Here is a 20754-nt window from a genome sequence, read left to right on the forward strand (position 1 = left end):
GGACGATGCCGAAACGCGTGCTCATCGCCAACCGCGGGGAGATCGCCCGCCGGATCGCGCGCACCTGCCGCCGGCTGGACGTCGGCTACGTGGCCGTGCACTCCGCCGCGGACGCCGGCGCGGCGCACCTCGAAGGCGCCGTCGAAACCGTCCACATCGGACCGTCGGCGGCACGGGAAAGCTACCTCGACATCGACGCCGTCGTCGACGCGGCCCTGCGCGCCGACTGCGACGCAGTCCACCCCGGGTACGGCTTCCTGTCGGAGAACCCGGAATTCGCCGCGCGGGTCGTCGAGGCCGGATTGGTCTACATCGGACCGGACGCGGCGACCATCGAGGCGATGGGGGACAAGGCCCGGGCCCGCGAGCTGATGGCCGCGGCCGGGGTCCCGGTGCTGCCGGGCTCCGAGCACGCGACCGAGTCGGCCGACGTCCTGCTCGCCGACGCGCGCCGGATCGGGTACCCGGTGATCCTCAAGCCGGTCGCCGGGGGCGGCGGCAAGGGCATGCGCGTGGTGCACGCCGAGGCCGAGCTGCCCGACGCCGTGGCCGAAGCCGTCCGCCTGGGCCGGGCCGGGTTCGGCGACGGCCGGCTGCTGGCCGAACGGTACGTCGCCGCGCCGCGGCACATCGAGGTGCAGGTCTTCGGCGACCGGCACGGCACCGTCGTCCACCTCTTCGAACGCGAGTGCTCGCTGCAGCGGCGGCACCAGAAGATCGTCGAGGAGGCCCCGGCGCCGCACCTGCCGCCGACGACCCGCCGCGAGCTGCTCGACGCGGCGGTGCGCGGCGCCACCGCGCTCGGCTACGTCGGCGCGGGCACGTTCGAGTTCATCCTCGACGGCGACGGCCGGTTCTTCTTCCTGGAGGTCAACACCCGGCTGCAGGTCGAGCACCCGGTCACCGAGGAGATCACCGGCCTCGACCTCGTCGAATGGCAGCTGCGGATCGCCGACGGCGAGCCGATCCCGCTGCCGCAGTGGCAGATCCGCGCGACCGGCCACGCGATCGAATGCCGTGTCTACGCCGAGGACCCCGCGCACGGCTTCCGGCCCGCGCCCGGACACGCCGAGGTCGTCCGGTGGCCGTCGGACGTCCGCGTCGAAGCCGCGTTCGACGACTCGGGCGCGGTGCCGGGCTTCTACGACCCGATGGTCGCGAAGCTGGTCGCGGCCGGATCCGACCGGCCGGCGGCGCTCGCCCGCCTGCGCGCGGCGATCGAGGAGACCACCCTCGTCGGCCTGACCACGAACCTCGGCTTCCTCGGCGAGCTGCTGGCCGAGCCGCGGGTGGTCGACGGCCGGGTCGATACCCACCTCGTCGACGGCTTCACCGCCCGCCCGGCGACCCACGACCGCGACGCCGAGGCGCTGGCCTGCGCGGCCGCGATGGCGGTACCCGAGCGGACGGCCGCGGCCTCGCCGTGGACCGGGACGATCGGCGCCTTCGACCGCGCCGCGCTCGACCCGGACGCCCCGCTCGGCCGGCTCGTCCTGCGCCTCGACGGCCGTGACCGCGAGGCCCGGCTGCTCGCCCGCGACCGGGCCGGCTTGCACGTCGAAGCCGAGGGCCGTCGCCTCACCGTGCTGGCCGAACCCACGGCGGACGGCCTGGTCCGCGGCGCGCTGGGATCCACCCGCTGGACGGGTTTGCCCACCTCGGACGGCTACGAGATCGTCATCGGCGGCCACCGCGCCGCGCTGTCCCGGCCGACGTTCGCCGAAGGCGGCGGGGAGAACTCGGACAGCGCGGTGCGCACGCCGATGCCCGGCGCGGTCGTCGGCGTGACCTGCGAGCCGGGCGGGCGGGTCGAAGCGGGGGAGCTGCTGGTGGTCGTCGAGGCGATGAAGATGGAGAACCGCATCGTCGCGCCCTTCGACGGCACCGTCGAGAAGCTTTCCTGCGCCCCCGGCGAACTCGTCGCCGCCGACCAGGTCCTCGTCACCCTCACCCCCGAAGGAGAAAACCGTGTCCGATGAACCCACCCTGCTGTTCGTCGGCGGCGCCCGGCCGCTGAGCTTCAGCCTCGACATGGCGACCGAAGCACTGGCCCAGGCCGCGGCTCGCGGCATCCGCGTGCACGTCACCAACACCGCGGAAGTACTGGCCGCGACCGAGGACGTCGTCGCCAAGGCCGCCGAAGTGTCCACTGTGGACGTTCTGAAGCCCGGCGAGTCCGCGGCCTGGGCCCGTGACCGGGACTTCGACGCCGTGTACGCGCTCCAGGAACTGGCCCAGGTGGCCGTCGCCGAGACGGCCGAAGCGGTCGGTGCCCCGGGCAACCCGCCTGAGGCCGTGCACCGCGTCCGCACCAAGGACGCCTGCCGCGAAGCCCTGGCCGCGGCCGGGTTCCCGCAGCCGGTCGTCCGGCTGTGCACCGGCGAAGCCGAAGCCGAGGCGTTCCTGCGCGAGCACGCCGGGCCGTGGATCGTCAAACCCCGCGACGCCATGGGCAGCACCGGCGTCAGCCTGGTGACCGAGGCCGGGCAGCTGCCCGCGGCGATCGCGCTGCTGCCGGACGCGAAGCCGTTCCTGGTCGAGCAGTTCGTCGAGGGGCCGGAGTTCAGCGTCGAAGGCGTCTTCCTCGGGGGCGTGCCGAAGATCCTCGCCGTCACCGCCAAGGAAAAGGTGCCGCCGCCGTTCTTCGTCGAGACCGGGCACGTGCTGCCCGCGCCCCTGCCGGAAGCCCGGCGCCGCGAGATCGAAGAGCAGGTGTCGAGCGCACTCCGGACGCTCGGGCTGCGCGTCGGCGGCTTCCACGTCGAGCTGTGGCTCACGACGGCCGGCGTCGTGCTCGGCGAGGTGCACGGCCGCTTCGGCGGCGACTGGATCCACCGCATGCTCGCCCACGCCATCCCCGGCCTCGAGCTGTACGGCCTGGTGTTCGACGACATGCTCGGCCGCCCGCTCCCGGACGTGCCCCTGGAACCGAGCCGCGGCGCGGCCGTCCGGTACTTCACGCCGCCGCCGGGCCGGCTCGCCGCCGTCGAAGGCTGGGACGAAGTGCTCGCGCACCCCGCCGTCCTGTACGCGGAACTCGGCGTGAAACCCGGCGACGAAATCAAGCCCCTGCACCGGTCCGGCGACCGGGTCGGCCTGGTCGTCGTCGGCGCCGAAACGCCGGAAGCGGCGAGCGCGCTGGCCGCCGACCTCGTGGGCTCGGTGAAGTTCGTGCCCGCCTCCGAACCCGATCGCCTGCCGGGCCTGTGGGCCCTGCGTTGAACCACGAGGAAGACATGACCGACATCGGCATTCTCGGCACCGGCTCCTACCTGCCCGACCGCGTCGTCACCAACGCCGAGATCGCCCCGGCGGCCGGCGTCGACGCGGCGTGGATCGAACGCAAGACCGGCATCCGCGAACGGCGGCACGCCGAACCCGGGCAGGCCACCTCCAACCTCGCGGCGATCGCGGCCGACCGGGCGCTGCTCGCGGCCGGCCTGAGCCCGGACGACGTCGACCACGTCGTCGTCGCCACCTCCACCCCGGACCACCCGCAGCCGGCCACGGCCAGTCTCGTCCAGCACCTGATCGGCGCCCGGTCGGCCAGCGCCGTCGACGTCAACGCCGTGTGCAGCGGGTTCGTCTACGCCCTCGCCATGGCCCGCGGTCTCGTGCGGGACGGCGGCCACGCGCTGGTGATCGGCGCCGACGTCTACTCCCGCATCCTGGACGTGCGTGACCGCAAGACCGCGATCCTGTTCGGTGACGGGGCGGGGGCGGTCGTGCTCGGCCCCGTACCGGCGGGAGGGGGCGTCATCGGCACGCGGCTGCGCGGACACGGTGACGGGCACCGGCTCATCGGTGTGCGCGCGGGCGGCAGCCGGGTCCCCGCGTCGGTGCGCTCGGTGCTGGACGGCGAGCACTTCTTCCGGATGGACGGCCGGGGCGTGCGCGACTTCGTCAACGGGCACGTGCCGGACGCGATTGCGTTGGCGTTGCGGGAAAGCGGCGTGCCGGCCGCCGCCGTCGACCACCTCGTGCCGCACCAGGCCAACGGCGTCATGCTGCGCGAGCTGGGGGAGACCCTGGACCTGCCCAACGCGGCGCTGCACCTGACCGTCGACCGGTACGCCAACACGGGCGCGGCATCCGTGCCGATCACGCTCGACGCCGCCCACCGCGCCGGCGCCCTCGACGTCGGCGACGTCGTGCTGCTGGCCGCGTTCGGCGGCGGCATGAACCTCGGCGTCACCCTCTGCCGCTGGACGGCGACCCCGCCGCGCGGCGACCTCGACGTCCGGCACCAGGCCGGCGCCCTGTCCCACCGCTGAGAAAGGTCTTCCATGCCCGCGCTCCTTCCCTGCGGCGGACCGCCCCGGCTGCTCGCGGTGGCGACCCTGGTCACCATGACCGGCTACGGCGTCTACCTGACCGCCGGCGTCCTGTACTTCACCCGCGTCGTCCAGTTGCCCGCCGGGCAGGTCGGCCTCGGGCTGACCGTTGCCGGAGCGGTGTCGCTGTCGGCCGGGATCCCGTTCGGGCACCTGGCCGACCGCCACGGCGCCCGCACGGTGTACGCGCTGACGCTCGTCCTCGGCGCCGTCTCGATGGCGGGATTGTGCCTGGCGCAAGGGTTCTGGTCGTTCGTGGTGTTCGCGAGCCTGGGCGCGGCGGCCCAGACGGCCGGGCCCGCGGCGCGCAGCCCGCTGGTCCAGGAGTACGGCGGCGACCGGCCGGCGGAGTTCCGCGGCTACCTGAGGTCGGTGACGAACCTGGGCATCGCGCTCGGCGCCCTGCTGGCCGGCTGGGGCGTCGCGGCGGACACGCGGTACGCGTACCTGCTGCTGATCGCGGGCAGCGCGGTGTCCTACGCGGCGAGCACAGCGATCGTGTTGTTTCTGCCGGCGGTCCCGCCCAAACCTGCTGGTGCGGGCCCGCGCTGGGTGGCCCTGCGCGACCGGCCGTACCTGGTGCTGACCCTGCTGGACGGGGTGATGGCGATCCAGTACCGCGTGCTGACGGCGGCGGTCCCGCTGTGGCTGGTCGCCCGCACGACGGCGCCGAACTGGACGGTGTCCGGCGTGATGGTGGTCAACACGGTGATCGTGGTGTTCTTCCAGGTCCGCGCGAGCCGCCGCATCGACACGACGAAGGCGGGCGCGCTGGCGTTCAGACGCGCCGGGTTCGCGTTCTTCGCGGCGTGCGTGGCGATCGCGGCGATGGCGGGCGCCCCGACGTGGCTGGCGCTGTTGTTGCTGCTGGCGGCGGTGGTGGTCCACACGGTGGGCGAGATCTGGCAGGCGGCGGGCGGGTTCGAGTTGTCGTTCACCCTCGCCCCGCCGCACGCGGTCGGGCAGTACCAGGGGTTGTTCGGCATGGGGCTCGGACTGGGCGTGACGCTCGGGCCGGCGGTTCTGATCGCGCTGTGCATCACGTGGGGGACACCGGGCTGGTGGGTGGTCGGCGGGATCTTCGCGGCGACGGGGTTGGCGGTGCCGGCGGTGGTGCGGTGGGCGGAGCGGGAGCGGGGTTCGGTGCGGGAGGCGGAGTTTTCGAACGGGTAGCCGGGTGGTCGGGTGCGAGGGTGCCCGCCCCGGCTGTTTCCGGCGGGATCTTCGCGGCGATGGGGCTGGCGGTCCCGGCGGTGGTGCAGTGAGCGGGAGCGGGGTCCGGCGGCAGGCGGAGTTTCGAACCGGTAGCCGAGCGGGTCGGGCGCGAGGGTGCCCGCCCCGGCTGTTTCCGGCGGCCTCTTCGCGGCGACGGGCCTGGCGGTGCCGGCGGTGGTGCGGTGGGCGGAGCGGGAGCGGGGTCCGGTGCGGGAGGCGGAGTTTTCGAACGGGTAGCCGAGCGGGTCGGGCGTGAGGGTGCCCGCCCCGGCTGTTTCCGGCGGCCTCTTCGCGGTGACGGGGTTGGCGGTGCCGGCGGTGGTGCGGTGGGCGGAGCGGGAGCGGGGTCCGGTGCGGGAGGCGGAGTTTTCGAACGGGTAGCCGAGTGGGTCGGGCGTGAGGGTGCCCGACCCGCCCGGCGTCCGCATCGTGCGAACAAACCGGGACAACCCGGACCAAAACCCCACAAGCGCGTTACTTCCCGTCCACATCCTGAGACGGTTGAATGATCACCGACGCACCTCCCTAAAGTCCCGATCGTCACTCGATCGGCTGAACCTCGGAAGGTGCCGTGTCCGCCCCCTCCCTCCCGCCGCTCGCGGCGCGCTCCTTGCCCGCCGCGGTGTGGCGTGCCGTCCGGACCGGGCGGTGGACGCCCCTCTGCGCGGTGCTGATCGTCGTCATCCTGCTGCTCGCCGCCGGGGCCGATCTGTTCGTCCTCGTCGAAGGACAGAGCCTGGCCCCGGACATCGCCACCCTCGGGCCGACCGGCCTGCCCGCCGGCTCGCTCGGCGGCGTGAGCGGCGCCCACTGGTTCGGCGTCGAACCGTTGACCGGCGTGGACATGTTCGCGCTCGTCGCCCACGGTGCCCGGACCTCGCTGCTCGTCGGGCTCGGCGCCACCGTGCTGGGGACCGTGCTCGGCGTCGTGATCGGGGTCAGCGCCGGCTACCTCGGCGGCTGGTGGGACCGGCTGGTCACCTGGACCGCCGACGTCATCCTCGGCTTCCCCTACCTCATCTTCATGATCGCGCTCGGCGCCGTCCTGCCGGTGGACTTCCCGCGCCAGCTCACGCTCATCGTCGTCCTCGGGCTCTTCGGCTGGCCGCGCATCGCGCGCATCGTGCGGGCCCAGACCCTGACCCTCGCGAAGCGGGACTTCGTGGCCGCGGCCCGGGTCGTCGGCGGGGGCCCCTGGCACGTCTTCACCAAGGAGCTGCTGCCGAACCTCTGGGCGCCGATCATCGTCGTCGCCAGCCTGTCCATCCCGTCGATGATCGGCAACGAAGCCGCGCTGTCGTTCCTCGGCGTCGGCGTCCTGCCGCCGACCCCCAGCTGGGGCCGCACCATCAGCGCGGCCGTCGACTTCTTCGAGACGGACCCCATGTACCTCGTCTTCCCCGGCGCGATGCTCTTCCTGATCACGCTGGCGTTCAACGTCGTCGGCGACGCGATCCGCGACGCGCTCGACCCGCGCTCCGGGGGTGCCGCCTGATGCGCACCGCCCGCTTCGTGGCCACCCGCTTCGCCGGGATGCTGCTGGTCCTGTTCGTCGTCGCCTTCGTGACGTTCGTGGTGTTCTACGTCCTGCCCGCCGATCCGGCGCGGATGGCCTGCGGCCGCCCGTGCTCCCCGGAAGGTCTCCAGCTGGCGCGGGAGTTCATGGGCTACGACGTCCCGTGGTACGAGCAGTTCTTCGACTTCCTCGGCGGCATCTTCGGCGGCCGCACGTTCGGCACCGGCGTCGCGGCGGTCCACTGCACCGCGCCGTGCTTCGGCTGGGACTTCCAGAACAACGTCGACGTGCTGAGCGAGATCGGCGGCCGGATCGAGGTCAGCTTCTCGGTCGCACTGGGCGCGGCGGCGATCTGGATCGTCCTCGGTGTCGGCCTCGGCGTGCTTTCCGCGCTGCGGCGCGGAACCGCGGCCGACCGGATCACGATGGCCGCCGCGATGACCGGCGTCTCGATGCCCGCCTACCTCGCCGGGATGATCGGCATCACGATCTTCGCGTTCGCGCTCGACGTCGTCCCGAAGTCCGGGTACGTGCCGCTGGCCGAGAACCCGGCGCAGTGGGCGTGGCACCTCGTGCTGCCGTGGTTCGTCCTGGCGTTCCTGCACGCCGCGATCTACGCGCGGCTCACCCGCGGCCAGATGCTCGAAACCCTCGGCGAGGACTACATCCGCACCGCGCGGGCGAAGGGCCTCACCGAGCGGAAGGTCGTGGGACGGCACGCGCTGCGCAACGTCCTGCTGCCGGTCATCACCGTCTTCGGCGTCGACCTCGGCGGGCTGCTGGCCGGGACGGTGATCACCGAGCGGATCTTCGGCATGGCCGGCGTCGGGCGGCTGCTCGTCGACGCGATCGCGTCGCTCAACCTGCCGGTGCTGCTGGGCGTGACGCTGTTCTCGGCTCTGCTGGTCACGGTCCTGAACTTCCTGGTCGATCTCTGCTACGGCGCGCTCGATCCGCGGGCACGCCTTGTTTGAAGGGGAAACGATGAAAAAGCTGAGGTTCGCCGCGGGGGTGCTGGCCGCCGTCACGCTGCTGACGGCGTGCGGCGCCAACGACACACCGGCCGGGCAGGGCGGCACCGTCAAGCCGGGCGGGAACCTCGTCCTGCTCAACGACGCGCCGTCGATCACCTGGGACCCGGCGAAGAGCTCGAACCTCGTCGTCACGACGCTCGGGCTGATCCACCGGCGGCTGACGTCGTGGGACGTCGCGCCGGGCAAGGACACCACTATCGTGCCCGACCTGGCCACCGACACCGGGAAGGCCACCGACGGCGGCAAGACGTGGACGTTCACCCTCAAGGACGGCCTGAAGTACGCCGACGGCACGCCGATCAAGAGCGAGGACGTCAAGTGGGGCCTGGAGCGCTCGTTCGCGCCCGCGTTCTCCGGCGGCCTGGCTTACCACAAGGACCTGCTCTCGCCGGGCTTGGCGTACAAGGGCCCGTTCGACGGCAAGGAGCTCGACACCATCCAGACGCCGGACGAGAAGACGATCGTCTTCCACCTCGCGCGCGCCTACGGCGACTTCAACTGGGTCGCCAGCACACCGGCGTTCTCGCCGGTGCCGAAGGGCAAGGGCGCCGAGGCGAACTACGGTGACCACCCGGTCGCGTCCGGACCGTACCAGCTGGCGAGCTACGAGCGTGGCAAGGCGGCGAAGCTGACGCGCAACCCGAACTGGAACCGCGACGAGGACACCACGCGCAAGGCGTACGCGGACACCATCGACTTCGAGCTCGGCCAGGACACCAGCGTCATCTCCAAGCGGCTGATCGACGACACCGGCAAGGACCGCAACGCGTTCGGCATGTCCTTCGCCTCGCCGGCGCAGCTGGCGCAGATCCAGGGCAACGCGTCGGCGAAGTCCCGGCTCGTGACGTCGGAATCCGGCGCGCTGGCCTACCTTTCGCTGAACACCCAGCGCGGCACCCTCACCAACCCCAAGGTGCGCCAGGCGTTCCAGTACGCCGTCGACAAGGCCGCCTACCAGGTCGCCAGCGCGGGCAGCGCCCAGCTGGCCGGGGACGTCGCCACCACGCTGATCACGCCGGGCCTGCAGGGCCGCGAGCAGTACGACCTGTACCCGGCGCCGCCGTCCGGCGACCCGGCGAAGGCCAAGCAGCTGCTGGCCGAGGCGGGCCTCCCGAACGGGCTCGACGGGCTCGTCCTGGCCACGCACAACGAAAACGGCTACCCGGAGAAGGCCGCGGCGATCCAGGCCGCGCTCGCGCGGGCGAACATCAAGGTCACCATCAAGCCGCTCGACGAGGACACCTACACGTCCGAAGTGGACACCAAGGGCCTGTCGGACTACGACCTGACGCTCACCTCGTGGCAGCCGGACATCCCGTCGGCCAACGCGAACATCCAGCCGCTGTTCCAGTCCACCGAGATCGGCAACGGCGGGTACAACGAGTCGCGGTACAGCAACCCCGAGGTCGACAAGCTGATCGGCGAGGCACAGGCCACCGTGGACCCGGCCGAGGCCGGCAAGAAGTGGGCGGCGCTGGACAAGAAGATCCTCGCCGACTCGCCGGTCGTGCCGCTGATCTACACCCGCAACTCGTTCCTGCACGGGTCGCAGGTCGGTGACGTCCAGATCGGACGGTTCCCGGCGTACGTCGACTACCGCAAGTTCGGGATCCTCCAGTGACCGGAGCCGGGCTCCTGCGGCTGGACGACGTGGCGGTCTCGTTCGGGGACGTCGAAGCCGTCCGCGGGGTCGGCTACGAGGTCGGCGCGGGCGAGGTCGTCGCGGTGGTCGGGGAGTCCGGCTCCGGCAAGACGGTCACCGCGATGTCCCTGCTCGGCCTGCTCCCGCCCACGGCCCGCGTGACGGGCCGCGCGGAGCTGGCCGGGCGGGACCTCTACGCGATGACGCCCGCCGAGCTGCGCGCGGTGCGCGGCGGCGAGGTCGGCATGGTGTTCCAGGAGCCGATGAGCGCGCTCAACCCGGTGTTCACCGTCGGCGACCAGCTCGTCGAGGCGATCCGGACGCACCGGGACCTGCCCGCCGCGGCGGCGCGGGACCGCGCGGTCGAGCTGCTCGACCTGGTCGGGCTGCCGGAGCCGCGCGAGCGGTTCCGGTCCTACCCGCACGAGCTGTCCGGCGGGCAGCTGCAGCGCGTCGTCATCGCGATGGCGGTGGCGAACGAGCCGAAGCTGCTGATCGCCGACGAGCCGACCACGGCACTGGACGTCACCGTCCAGGCGGAGATCCTGGAGCTGCTGCGGGACCTGCGCTCGCGGCTGGGGACGGCGATCCTGCTGATCACCCACGACATGGGCGTGGTCGCCGACCTGGCCGACCGCGTGGTGGTGATGCACGACGGCCGGGTCGTCGAGCAGGGGACCGCGGCCGGGATCTTCACCGCGCCCGCCGAGGAGTACACGCGGCAGCTGCTGGGCTCGGTCGTCTCGCTGTCGGCGACGGCCACGACCGGGCTCGAACGCGCGCTGACGGCGGACCTCGCGGTCGGCCCCGGTCACCTCGCCGCGGCGGAACACCCGGCGACGGCGTCGGTCCCGGACGTGCCCGCCGAGGCACCGCTGCTGCGGGTGGCGGACCTGTCGGTGACCTACCGCGGCCGGTTCCGCGCGATCGCCGTCCGCGCCGCGTCGGGGGTGAACCTGCACGTGGAGCCGGGGGAAGTGCTCGGCCTGGTCGGCGAGTCCGGCTCGGGCAAGAGCACCGTCGCGCGCGCCGTCACGGGGTTGCTCGCGCCCACCGGCGGGTCCGTCCACATCGGAGACACCGACATCACCCGCGTGCGCGGCCGGGCGGCGAAGGCGTTGCGGCGCCGGATCGGCGTGGTGTTCCAGGACCCGTTGTCCTCGTTGAACCCCCGCACGACGGTCGGGGAGAGCGTGGCGACGCCGTTGCGGCTGCACCGCGCGGTCCGGTCGTCCGAAGTGGACTCGCGGGTGGCGGCGCTGCTGGACTCGGTCCAGCTCTCGCCGTCGCTGGCCGGGCGCTACCCGCACGAGCTGTCGGGCGGCCAGCGCCAGCGGGCGTGCATCGCCCGCGCACTGGCGCTGAAGCCGGACCTGCTGGTGGCCGACGAGCCGACGAGCGCGCTCGACGTCACGATCCAGGCGCGGGTCCTGGACCTGCTGCGCGACCTGCGCCACGAGTTCGGGTTCGCGTGCCTGTTCATCAGCCACGACCTGGCGGTGATCGAGCAGCTGGCCGACCGGGTGGCGGTGATGCACCGCGGCCACGTGGTCGAGCAGGGCCCGACGAAGGAGGTGCTGACGGCCCCGGCGCACCCGTACACTCAGCGCCTGCTGTCGGGGGCCCCGGTGGCGGACCCGGAGGCGCAGCGCCGGCGGCGGGAGGCGTGGCGGCAGCTGCGCTGAGCCGGGTGCTTACCTCGGAGGGAATTGTTTCCGTGCCCCGGCCGGGCCAAGCTTGCGCCATGACCAGTTACCCGATGCACACGCTCGACACCGCGCCGGCCGAGGCGAAGGGGCCGCTGACCGTTCTGTGGGAGACGTTCGGGTTCGTGCCCGGTGCGGCTGCCGTGATGGCGAACTCGCCGGCGCTGCTCAACTCGTTCTTCTCGGCCTTCGGCCACTTCCGCGGCGGCGGCACGTTCACCCCGGCGGAGCGGCAGGTGCTGCTGCTCTCCAACGCCGTCGCGAACGGCAGCGAGTGGGCGGCCGCCTTCCACACGCTGGAGGCGCTGGCCGACGGCGTCCCGCCCGAGGCGGTCGACGCGATCCGTCGCGGCGAGGCGCCCGGCGATCCGCGGCTGGCCGCGTTGTCCGCGCTGACCACCGCCTACATCGAGAAGCGCGGGCACCTCGGCGAACCGGAGGTCAAGGCGTTCACCGCGGCCGGGTTCGGCGAGGAGCAGCTCTTCGAGGTCGTCACCGGGGTGGCCATCTCGGCGATGACGAACTACGCCGCGAACGTCGCCCGCCCGCCGCTCGAGCCGGTGGTCGCACCGCACGCGTGGACCGCGGGTGGCTGACGTCGGCCCGCTGCTGAAGCACTGGCGTGCGGCCCGGCGGCTGAGCCAGGTGGCGCTGGCCGCCGAGGCGGCCGTCTCGTTGCGGCACCTGAGTTTCCTCGAGACCGGGCGTGCGAAACCGAGCCGCGCGATGGTGCTGAAGCTCGCCGACGTGCTCGACGTGCCGCTGCGCGACCGCAACACCCTGCTGCTCAGTGCCGGGTTCGCGCCCGAGTACGCGGAGTCCGCTTTGGACGCTCCGGCCCTGGCGGCCGTCCGAGAAGCGCTGGAAGCCATTCTCCGGCAGCAGGAACCGTACCCGGCGCTGGTGATGGACCGCGGCTGGGACATCCGCCGGACCAACGGCGCCGCGCGGCGGTTCTTCGCCTTCCTCCACAGTGGACGCACCGGGGAGCCGCCCGGGCCGCCGAACGTGCTCCGGCGGATGTTCCACCCGGACGGCGTCCGGCCACACGTGACGAACTGGCCGGAGGTGGCCGAAGCCCTGGTCGGGCGCGTGCGCCGGGAAGCGCTCGGTGGCGTGACCGACGAACGCGCCCAGGGCATCCTCGACGAGGTGCTGCACTACCCAGGGGTGCCGGCGACGCTGCGGACCCTGGACGTGACCGGCCCGCAGCTGCCGATCGTCCCGATCCGCTACGCCCGCGACGGCCTGCGGTTCGCGTTCTTCTCGACGGTGACGACGCTGGGCACGCCCCAGGACGTGACGCTCCAGGAACTGCGCATCGAGTGCTTCCACCCGATGGACGGCGAAACCCGGGAGAACGTCCGGCGTCACGTGAGCGAGACGACCGCCCGGTAACGCGGCCCGGCCAACCTGCCGGTTTCGGTGGTGTGCAAGGACGACCGGTACCTGTACGAGTACTTGACCGAGAAGGTCGGGGCGCTGCCTCGGATCGGCGAGGTCCAGACGGCGCCGGTGATCCGGGTGCTGAAGCGGGCCGGTCACGCCCAGGGGGTGCCGGCCGTCGCGCGTTCCAGCCCCGTGACTCCGGCCTCTCGCCGTTCGCGCAGGAGTTCGCCCGCGATCGAATAACGCGGCGCCGCAGCCTCTTCCGCCCGGGCCGCGTGCTCGACGATCGCGTCGACCAGCGAGGGGACCATCGACAGCCGCGGGTGCTCCTCGTGGATCCGCTCGTGGCGGCCGGTGACCCACGTGGGCGTTGCGGCCGAAGTCGATGCCCACGCCCTCGCGGGTCAGGTACGCCAGCAAACCGCGGCGCTCGGCGATGCCCGGTGACGTGTGCAGCGCGATCGCCTCCCACACGAGGTCGACCTGCGGCGCCGCGACGCCGTTCGCCGTCAGCAGCTCGGCGGCGAGGTCGGCGCCCTCGACCTCGAAGCGCGTCCGGCCCGGTGCGAGCGTGCCCACTCCCAAGTCGTGCAGGACCGTGGCCGCGAACAGCAGCTCGGCGTCGTAAGCCGCGTCGGTCAGGCAGCCTTCGTGCTCGGCGAACAGGCGGCCGAACAGGAAGCTCCGGATGCTGTGGTTGGCCACCGCGGGGCTTTCGGTGTCCCGCACGACCGCGAGGATCGTGTCGGCGAGCAGCCCGGCGGGCAAGGCGAGGAAGTCGGTCACGGCGTCGACGCTAGAAGCCCGCGACGCCCGGCGACAGTGGCCCGCAGGCCCACCATCGCTAGGATCGTGCCATGAAGCACAGCGTCACGGTGCTGGCGCTCCCGGGCGTGCTCGCCCTGGACGTCGGGATCCCGGTGCAGATCTTCACCGCCGACCCGCACTACGAGCTGACCGTGTGCGCGGACCGGCGCCCGGTCCCGGTGGCCGGCAGCGGCCTGACGATCGCCGTGGACGCCGGGCTCGAGGCCCTCGAAGGCGCCGGCACCGTGATCGTCCCGGGCTACGCCGACGTCGGCACCCCACCGGCCACCGAGGTCCTCGACGCGCTGCGGGCCGCGCACGCACGGGGCGCGCGGATCGTCTCGATCTGCACCGGGGCCTTCGCACTCGCCGAGGCCGGCCTGCTCGACGGGCGGCCCGCGACCACGCACTGGCAGTTCACCGCCGGCTTCCGCAGCCGCTTCCCCCGCGTGCGGGTGCTGCCCAACCAGCTCTACGTCGACGACGGCGACATCCTGACCTCGGCCGGCGTGACCGCGGGGATCGACCTCTGCCTGCACCTGATCCGCACCGACGAAGGCGCCGCGGCGGCCAACGCCAAGGCCCGGCTGCTCGTCGCCCCGCCGCACCGCACGGGCGGCCAGGCGCAGTACATCGAGCGCCTGCGCCCGGAGGCGACCGGCGACCGGCTCGGCCCGCTGCGCGAGTGGCTGCTCGCCGACCTCACGCGCGAAGTGGACGTCGACGCGCTCGCCGCCCGCGTCCACCTCTCGCGGCGCACGTTCCTGCGGCGGTTCCGCGAGGAGACGGGCACGTCCCCGATGGCCTGGCTCACCGGCGCCCGCCTGGACCTGGCGAGGGAACTGCTCGAGACGACGGACCTCCCGGTCGAGCACCTGGGCCGGCACACCGGCCTGGGCAGCACGGCGACCGTGCGGGCGGCGTTCCACCGGCACCTGGGCACGTCACCGCGGGAGTACCGGGCGCTGTTCCGCCACCGGCGCGTCTCAAACTGAGACAGCGCAACCCTTCTGGCTCCGGCCGGGCTCGCCTACGTTCCGTGGAAGCCCTGCGACACAAAAGGAGTCACCGCATGAGCAAGAACGTCCTCGTCACCGGCGCCGCCCGCGGAATCGGCAAGGCGATCGCGCTGCGGCTCGCCGCGGACGGGCACGACGTCGCCGTCAACGACATCGCCGCCCAGGAGACCGAACTGGAGACGGTGGTCAAGGAGATCCGGGAGCTGGGGCGGCGGTCGGCCGCGGTCACCGCGGACGTCTCGGACCCGGCGGCGGTCACGGCCATGGTCGCCGAGACCGTGGACGCGCTGGGGTCATTGGACGTCATGGTCGCGAACGCGGGCATCGCGCAGGTCCTGCCGCTGCTGGAGGTGACGGCGGAGGACTGGGACCGGATGCTGGCGATCAACGCGCGTGGCATCTTCCTCTGCTACCAGGCCGCGGCGAAGCAGATGATCGCCCAGGGCGGCGGTGGCAAGATCATCGGCGCGGCGTCGATCGTGGCGCACCGGCCGTTCGCGCTGCTCGGCCACTACTCGGCGTCGAAGTGGGCGGTGCGCGGGCTCACCCAGGCCGCGGCGATGGAGTGGGCTGAGCACGGCATCACGGTGAACGCCTACTGCCCGGGCATCGTGGGGACCGCGATGTGGGACTTGATCGACGAGAAGCTGGCCGAGTCCGAGGGACTCCGGAAGGGGCAGGCGATCGAGAAGTACTCGAACCTGATCCACCTGGGCCGGGTTTCGGTGCCGGAGGACGTGGCGAGCTACGTGTCGTACCTGGCCTCGCCGGACTCCGACTACATGACGGGGCAGTCGGTGATGATCGACGGCGGGATCCAGTTCGCTTGAGGGTTGCGGCCCGCCACCGGCCGGGCCGGTGGCGGGCGGCGGGTCAGCTCTCGACGGCTTGGCCGATGGTCGTCCAGGCGCTGAGCGCGCCGAGGCCGTCCGCGCGGGCGTGGTGGCCGGTCAACGCCTGGTTGCGAGCGGTGACCGGCGCGGCCTGGCCGAGCACCGGCGGCCCGAGCGGGTCTTCGGACAAGGTGTTCTGGTCCACGGGCTTCCTCCGGGTCAGCTGTCTTCGGGGTGCAGGCTGATGGTGGTGGTTTGGATGAAGATGTCCCGGCGCGGGTCGCGGCCGGCCAGTGCCTGGTTGCGGGCGGTGACGAGGGGGGCCGCTTGGCCGAGCACCGGCGGGCCGATCGGGTCTTCGGGCAAGGTGTCCATGGGAGTCCTCTCCGGTGGGGTATGTGCGGACCTCCCTTCCACGCCCGAACACCGCCACCGGTTGAGGGTCAGCGCTTGGTCTTGTCCCAGATGACCACCGGCGGCGCGTCCGGGTAGTCCGTGTCGTGGGCGATGACCTTGTCCACCTTCGGGTTGTGGCGCAGGATCGGGAACTCGTCCATGTCGAACACGTTGTTCGGCCGGCGGGAACCCAGCTCGTCGCCCTGGTGGGGCCAGCCGCTCGACTTGCCCGGCGTGTTGGGCAGCGCGATGTGGACGTCGCCCTCCGCGTTGTGCGCCAGCGCCTTCGACGCGTCCTTCCACACCTTCTCGCCGTTCGGGTGGTTGTCCGAGAACTTCGGCATCTCGACGCCGTTGTCCTTGAGGATGCCCTCCAGGGTGTTGCCGCCGTTCTTCTTCGCCAGGTCGATCGCCGGGTTCTCGATCGAGCCGTGGTACTGCGACTCCGTGATGTTCTTGCCGGTGGCGGGGTCGTAGAGGTGCGAGTTCGGCTTCGACGGGTCCGCGTTCTTGCCCCACACCGGAGTCGGGGAGAACTCCGAGTCCTTGATGTGGCCGCCCGACCAGAACCACGACTTGTCCTTGCCCGGCGCCATCATTTCGTCCCACTTCTTCGAGAACTTGGCGTACTGCTCGTCGGTCATGTTGTGCGGGCGGATCTTGCCGTCCGGGTCGCGGAACTCGCCGAGCCCGTCCGGTTTCTTCGACCCCGGCGGCAGCTTCGCCGCGTCCCCGCCGCCCGCCGGGTTGTCCGGCGCCTTCGGGCCGCCCGTCTTGCCGCACGGGCTTTGCACCAGGCCGAGCGGGTCGCCGTGCAGGTGCGGCTGCTCGACGTAACCCACCGGGTCGGGCGCCGCGGCCAGGCCGAGCGGGTCCTGGCTCAGGTACCGGCCCGTCGCCGGGTCGTAGTAGCGGTAGACGTTGTAGTGCAGCCCGGTCTCGGCGTCGCGGTACTGGCCCGGGAAGGCCAGCGGCATCGGCGCGGTGCCGGACGCCGACGGCAGCAGCTCGCCCCAGAAGCTCGTGCGCGCCTGCCACTCGACCATCCCGTCCGCGGCGACGAGCTCGGTCGGCGTGCCGGCCGGGGACGTGACCACCGTGTGGAACCGCACCTCGGCACCCCGCTGCTCGACCTGGACCACGGGCCGGCCGTCATCGGGGTGGCGCTCCCAGGTCAGCACGCGCGAGTGCCCGTCGTCGGTCAGCTCGATCTCCTCGACGAGCTCGGCGCCGCTCCAGGCGAACCACGTCTCGGCGGTCTGCCGCGGGGCGCCGTCGTCGCCGATTTCCCAGCGCCGCTTGGCGAAGCGCCGGCCGAGCGGGTCGTAGAGGTAGGTCCAGAACGACTCGTCCGGGGCGATGACGGCGACCAGCCGGTCCAGCTCGTCCCAGACGAAGCGCCACTCGGCGGCCGCGTCCACCCGGCTGGTCACCCGGCCCTGCGGGTCGTGGCCGTACCGCGTCCCGGACGGCGCCGTGAGCCGGCCAGCCGCGTCGTAGGCGAAGCGTTCGACGCCGTCGGGCGCGTGCACCTCGGCGACCCGGCCCGCCGGGTCGAACCCGAACCGGACCGGCCGCGCGTCGTCGATCGCGGCGAGCCTGCCATCCGGCGTGTACGTGTAAGCACGCCGGCCCAGGCCGGTGACGACCTGCTCGCCGAGCCGGTCCGCGGCGTCGAAACTCTGGCGCAGCACCTCCGAGCCGTCGACCGACCGGCGAACCTCGCGGCCGGCTTCGTCGTACTCGAAAGCGATTTCGTAACCACCGATCCGCAGCGACACCGGCAGCTCGCCGTCGTAGCGCCACTCACTGTCCACACCGGACAGTGTGGTGCGATGGACGCCCGCGGCGTCGTAGGTCCAGCGCACGCCGACGCCGTTGACGGTCTCTTCCCGCACGCGCCCGCGTTCGTCGCGCACGATCTGCAGGACCGATTCGTTGTTGGCGGCGTACTCGAGCCGGCCGAGCGCGTCGTAGGCGTACCCGGTGACGCCGGTGGCCGTGCGGCGTTCGACGACGTTGCCGAGCTGGTCGTAGGCGTACTCGGTGACGTCGCCGAGGCCGTTGGTCATCCGCCGCAGCTGTCCGGCCTCGTCGTAGGCGTAGGTCAGCCGGCGGCCGTCGAAGTCGGTCTCCTCGACGAGCCGCCCGGCGGGATCGTAGGTGTAGCGCCAGGTCTGGCCGCGTGGGTTGGTCACGGAGATCAGGTGCAGCTCGGCGTCGTAGCCGTACGCCGTGCGCGCACCGGCGGCGTCGAACTCCTCGATCGGCAGGCCGAACGGGCCGTACGTGCGCCGCGTCGTCCGCCCGGCGGCGTCGCGGTGTTCGACGACGCGCCCTTCACCGTCGTGACGCCAGCTTTCCCGCTCGCCGAGGGGGCCGATCCGCCAGGAGCGTTGCCCTTCGGCCGTCCAGCCCAGCCGGGCCGCGCCGCCGGACGCGGTGTGCACCAGCCGTGGCCGGCCGAACGGGTCGCGGTCACCCGGCCGCACCGCCGCGGTGAGCACGGGTTCGTCGCCGAGGGCGTCCGCCGGGCCGTCGACGCGCAACCGCGTGGAGACGCCGGGGAGCGCGGCGTAGGGATCGGCTGCGGCGGCCACGGTCCGCGTGTCGCCGGCCCGCAGCTCGACCTCTCCCGTGGCGGTCGGGGCCAGGCGCACGACGGAACCGTCCGGCCGCGTCACGGTCGTCAGGACGCCGTTTTCGTATCCGTAGAACGTGATCCGGCCCAGTTCGTCCACTTGCGACAGCGGGTCGTCGTACCGGGTCCACGAGTACCGGCGCGAGTGCCCGAGCGGGTCGGTCCGCTCGACGAGCTGCCCGGCCTCGTTCATCCGGTAGACCCAGGTGTGCCCCAGCGCGTCGGTGTGCCGGGTGGTCCGGGTTTCCGTGTCGTAGGCGAACGTGCCGTTGAGGTAGCGCTCGGCGCCGACGCTGCGGACACAGCGGCCCGCGGCGTCGTAGACGTACCGGTACCAGGTGCCCGTACGGTCCTGCCAGCCGACGATCCGGTCGTCGACGTCGTAGTCGAGGTTCACCGGGCGGCCGGCGAAACCCGCGATCTGGGTCAGCTGGCCGAGCCGGTTGTAGCCGTACCGGACGACCGGCGCGCCACCGGGCACGCCGAGCGCGGTGATCCGGCCGGCGCCGGACTCGACGCTGATCTCGGTGCCGTCGTCGCGGCGCAGCAGCCGCGGGGCGCCGCTGCCGTCGTGGTCGATCGTCGTGCGCGAGCCGCCCTGCTCGATCAGCGTCAGCGGCCGCACCGGGCCCGACCCGTCCGCGAACCCGAGGTCGCGGGTGCCGGTCGTCAACCGGTAGCCCTCGGCGGTCCGCCGCAACGGGTGGCGCGGTCCGTCGATCGGCAGCACGGGCCGGTCGCCTTCGGGCAGCGGGTACACGAGCACCATGCCGTCCTCGGCGTAGAACCGGACCCGGTCGCGCCCGACCTCCAGCCGCTGGTCCAAAGTGGACGCCCAGGAGCGGCCGAACCACCGGCCCGCGCGGTAGGCCGACAGGTGCGTGCGCGACAGCACGAGGTCGCCCGCGTCGCCCGGCAGGGTCAGGTCGACCTGCGTCAGCACCACCTCGCCGGTGGCGACGTCCACCGGGTCGGAGACGCAGACCTTCTTGTCGTCCGGCACCGCGCGGTCACGCGGGCCGTCGCCTTTGGCATCACCCTTCGGTTTGCCACCGCCGTCCGCGCTGCCTTTCGGCGTCCCTCCGGGCGGGTCGGCCTTGGGTGGCGGGCCGTCGGCGGGCGGGTCGCTCTTCGGCGGGGGATCGGTCTTGGGCGGCGGGTCGGACTTCGGTGGCGGGTCGCCCTTCGCGCCCGACGTGCTGGTGCTGTCGTCGCCCTTCGGATCGTTCTTGGGCGGCGGCGCGTCGGGGTCGCCCTTGCCCTTCGGACCGTCCAGACCCTTGGGGTTGCCGTTGATGTCGGCGTGCTTCGGCGGCGGCGCGGCCTTGCCGGGCTTGATGTTCTTCAACGCCTTCGCCGCGTCGCCGAACAGGTCACCGGCCCGCTTGAGCAGCGGAACGAGCGCTTGCAACGCTTTGACGAGCCGTTTGGTGAGATCGGCGATCTTCGACGCCGTCTTCGCGACCGCGGTGATCACCTGCGGCACCACCCAGGTGAGCCCGATGCCCAGGGTGAACACGACCTGAAGCGCCCAGCTGATCAAGTGGCCGACGAGTTCGGCGATGATGTCCCGCACCAGCGCGCGCACCGCCGCGACGACCTCGCCGGCGGTCTTGACGCCGCTGGAGGCGCCTTCGCAGCCCTTCTGCGCCGTCTCCAGCAACGTCACCGTGTCCTGGGCGCGCTGCCGGTAGGTGTCGCCGGCGGTGCCGGTCCACGACGCGATGTCCGTCTTGACCATGCCGGTCAGGTCTTCGCCGATCTTCCCCAGCTCGGTGGCGACGTTCTTCCAGGTCTCGGATTGGGCGGCGATTTCGTCGGCGTTGCCGGTGAGGGCGTTGAGGGCTTCTTTGAGCGGGCCGACGTGTTCGATGAGCCAGCCGACGCCGGCGGCGAGGATGGCACCGAAGGGATCCATCGCCATCGACAACGCGTCCAGCGCGGTCCCGACGGCGCCGAGTGCGACCGAGGCCCAGTCGCCGCTTTCGATCGCGGACTTCAGGTCGTTCGCCGACTCCAGCAGCGAAATGCCCGAATACGCCTTGGTGGAGTCTTTGGTCTCCGCGACCAGCGGGTTGCCCACTACGCGACCTTCCTGACGTCACGGCGAACATTCGTCAAACTTTCAAAGAGCTTCCGGCGAACGTAGCAGCGCCACCACGGCGGATGCCCCGGTTGCCCGAAAATCCGGCGATCACTGGCTCGGCGAGGCAACCGCAGAG

16 protein-coding genes and 1 pseudogene are annotated in these 20754 nt (G+C 72.4%); 12 read left to right on the forward strand and 5 right to left on the reverse strand.

The features are described 5' to 3' along the window. The first annotated feature begins 5 nt into the window (after positions 1 to 5). The 10 genes from ACIQWX_RS46570 to ACIQWX_RS46615 all read left to right on the forward strand — a co-directional run bounded on the left by ACIQWX_RS46570 (position 6) and on the right by ACIQWX_RS46615 (position 12845). Positions 6 to 1979: an acetyl/propionyl/methylcrotonyl-CoA carboxylase subunit alpha gene (locus tag ACIQWX_RS46570; RefSeq protein ID WP_400885702.1), complete on the forward strand. Its 1974-nt coding sequence runs from the start codon at positions 6 to 8 to the stop codon at positions 1977 to 1979. After that, a complete protein-coding gene (locus ACIQWX_RS46575; protein ID WP_400885705.1) occupies positions 1969 to 3222 on the forward strand; it encodes an ATP-grasp domain-containing protein in 1254 nt (417 codons plus the stop codon). The genes ACIQWX_RS46570 and ACIQWX_RS46575 overlap by 11 nt, the downstream gene beginning before the upstream one ends. A gap of 14 nt (positions 3223 to 3236) precedes the next feature. Continuing rightward, positions 3237 to 4274 carry a 3-oxoacyl-ACP synthase III family protein gene (locus ACIQWX_RS46580; RefSeq protein WP_400885708.1) on the forward strand — a complete coding sequence of 346 codons (1038 nt, stop codon included), beginning with the start codon at positions 3237 to 3239 and terminating at the stop codon, positions 4272 to 4274. A gap of 12 nt (positions 4275 to 4286) precedes the next feature. Beyond that, positions 4287 to 5507 (forward strand): MFS transporter, encoded by a 1221-nt coding sequence (locus ACIQWX_RS46585; protein WP_400885711.1) that lies wholly within the window; start codon positions 4287 to 4289, stop codon positions 5505 to 5507. 613 nt (positions 5508 to 6120) lie between these two features. Beyond that, a complete protein-coding gene (locus ACIQWX_RS46590; protein ID WP_400885712.1) occupies positions 6121 to 7044 on the forward strand; it encodes an ABC transporter permease in 924 nt (307 codons plus the stop codon). Then, on the forward strand, positions 7044 to 8039 hold the full coding sequence (locus ACIQWX_RS46595; protein ID WP_400885714.1) for an ABC transporter permease: 996 nt from the start codon (positions 7044 to 7046) through the stop codon (positions 8037 to 8039). Before ACIQWX_RS46590 ends, ACIQWX_RS46595 begins: the two co-directional genes overlap by 1 nt. A 10-nt stretch (positions 8040 to 8049) precedes the next feature. Beyond that, on the forward strand, positions 8050 to 9720 hold the full coding sequence (locus tag ACIQWX_RS46600) for an ABC transporter substrate-binding protein (protein ID WP_400885716.1): 1671 nt from the start codon (positions 8050 to 8052) through the stop codon (positions 9718 to 9720). Then, positions 9717 to 11426 (forward strand): dipeptide ABC transporter ATP-binding protein, encoded by a 1710-nt coding sequence (locus tag ACIQWX_RS46605; RefSeq protein WP_400885719.1) that lies wholly within the window; start codon positions 9717 to 9719, stop codon positions 11424 to 11426. Before ACIQWX_RS46600 ends, ACIQWX_RS46605 begins: the two co-directional genes overlap by 4 nt. Before the next feature lie 59 nt (positions 11427 to 11485). Next, positions 11486 to 12043: a carboxymuconolactone decarboxylase family protein gene (locus ACIQWX_RS46610; RefSeq protein WP_400885722.1), complete on the forward strand. Its 558-nt coding sequence runs from the start codon at positions 11486 to 11488 to the stop codon at positions 12041 to 12043. Continuing rightward, on the forward strand, positions 12036 to 12845 hold the full coding sequence (locus ACIQWX_RS46615; RefSeq protein WP_400885723.1) for a helix-turn-helix domain-containing protein: 810 nt from the start codon (positions 12036 to 12038) through the stop codon (positions 12843 to 12845). Before ACIQWX_RS46610 ends, ACIQWX_RS46615 begins: the two co-directional genes overlap by 8 nt. Positions 12846 to 12988: 143 nt before the next feature. Here the strand turns inward: ACIQWX_RS46615 and ACIQWX_RS46620 are convergent, their stop codons facing one another. Then, a complete protein-coding gene (locus ACIQWX_RS46620; protein WP_400885724.1) occupies positions 12989 to 13147 on the reverse strand; it encodes a hypothetical protein in 159 nt (52 codons plus the stop codon). Between the two features lie 178 nt (positions 13148 to 13325). Then, a pseudogene (locus tag ACIQWX_RS46625) lies at positions 13326 to 13622 on the reverse strand (metal-dependent phosphohydrolase); the annotation flags it as partial. A 71-nt stretch (positions 13623 to 13693) separates the two neighbouring features. Here ACIQWX_RS46625 and ACIQWX_RS46630 point away from each other — a divergent pair. Then, a complete protein-coding gene (locus tag ACIQWX_RS46630) occupies positions 13694 to 14638 on the forward strand; it encodes a GlxA family transcriptional regulator (RefSeq protein ID WP_400885726.1) in 945 nt (314 codons plus the stop codon). Positions 14639 to 14715: 77 nt separating this feature from the next. Continuing rightward, on the forward strand, positions 14716 to 15492 hold the full coding sequence (locus ACIQWX_RS46635) for an acetoin reductase (RefSeq protein ID WP_400885728.1): 777 nt from the start codon (positions 14716 to 14718) through the stop codon (positions 15490 to 15492). Between the two features lie 43 nt (positions 15493 to 15535). Here ACIQWX_RS46635 and ACIQWX_RS46640 read toward each other — a convergent pair whose 3' ends face one another. The 3 genes from ACIQWX_RS46640 to ACIQWX_RS46650 all read right to left on the reverse strand — a co-directional run bounded on the left by ACIQWX_RS46640 (position 15536) and on the right by ACIQWX_RS46650 (position 20615). Then, positions 15536 to 15700 (reverse strand): hypothetical protein, encoded by a 165-nt coding sequence (locus ACIQWX_RS46640; RefSeq protein WP_400885730.1) that lies wholly within the window; start codon positions 15698 to 15700, stop codon positions 15536 to 15538. Between the two features lie 14 nt (positions 15701 to 15714). Next, complete coding sequence (locus ACIQWX_RS46645; protein ID WP_400885732.1) at positions 15715 to 15870, reverse strand: hypothetical protein; 156 nt, start codon at positions 15868 to 15870, stop codon at positions 15715 to 15717. Positions 15871 to 15938: 68 nt separating this feature from the next. Next, positions 15939 to 20615 carry a DUF6531 domain-containing protein gene (locus tag ACIQWX_RS46650; protein ID WP_400885734.1) on the reverse strand — a complete coding sequence of 1559 codons (4677 nt, stop codon included), beginning with the start codon at positions 20613 to 20615 and terminating at the stop codon, positions 15939 to 15941. Positions 20616 to 20754 lie beyond the last annotated feature (139 nt).

Source organism: Amycolatopsis sp. NPDC098790, from assembly GCF_044759945.1.
GTDB lineage: Bacteria > Actinomycetota > Actinomycetes > Mycobacteriales > Pseudonocardiaceae > Amycolatopsis.

What these genes read in the sequence shown, in the direction of transcription:
- ACIQWX_RS46585 (WP_400885711.1), top strand. Translation starts at nt 4,287, where the DNA reads ATGCCCGCGCTCCTTCCCTGCGGCGGACCGCCCCGGCTGCTCGCGGTG.
- ACIQWX_RS46635 (WP_400885728.1), top strand. Translation starts at nt 14,716, where the DNA reads ATGAGCAAGAACGTCCTCGTCACCGGCGCCGCCCGCGGAATCGGCAAG.
- ACIQWX_RS46600 (WP_400885716.1), top strand. Translation starts at nt 8,050, where the DNA reads ATGAAAAAGCTGAGGTTCGCCGCGGGGGTGCTGGCCGCCGTCACGCTG.
- ACIQWX_RS46570 (WP_400885702.1), top strand. Translation starts at nt 6, where the DNA reads ATGCCGAAACGCGTGCTCATCGCCAACCGCGGGGAGATCGCCCGCCGG.
- ACIQWX_RS46610 (WP_400885722.1), top strand. Translation starts at nt 11,486, where the DNA reads ATGACCAGTTACCCGATGCACACGCTCGACACCGCGCCGGCCGAGGCG.
- ACIQWX_RS46630 (WP_400885726.1), top strand. Translation starts at nt 13,694, where the DNA reads ATGAAGCACAGCGTCACGGTGCTGGCGCTCCCGGGCGTGCTCGCCCTG.
- ACIQWX_RS46580 (WP_400885708.1), top strand. Translation starts at nt 3,237, where the DNA reads ATGACCGACATCGGCATTCTCGGCACCGGCTCCTACCTGCCCGACCGC.
- ACIQWX_RS46595 (WP_400885714.1), top strand. Translation starts at nt 7,044, where the DNA reads ATGCGCACCGCCCGCTTCGTGGCCACCCGCTTCGCCGGGATGCTGCTG.
- ACIQWX_RS46645 (WP_400885732.1), bottom strand. Translation starts at nt 15,870, where the DNA reads ATGGACACCTTGCCCGAAGACCCGATCGGCCCGCCGGTGCTCGGCCAA.
- ACIQWX_RS46620 (WP_400885724.1), bottom strand. Translation starts at nt 13,147, where the DNA reads ATGGTCCCCTCGCTGGTCGACGCGATCGTCGAGCACGCGGCCCGGGCG.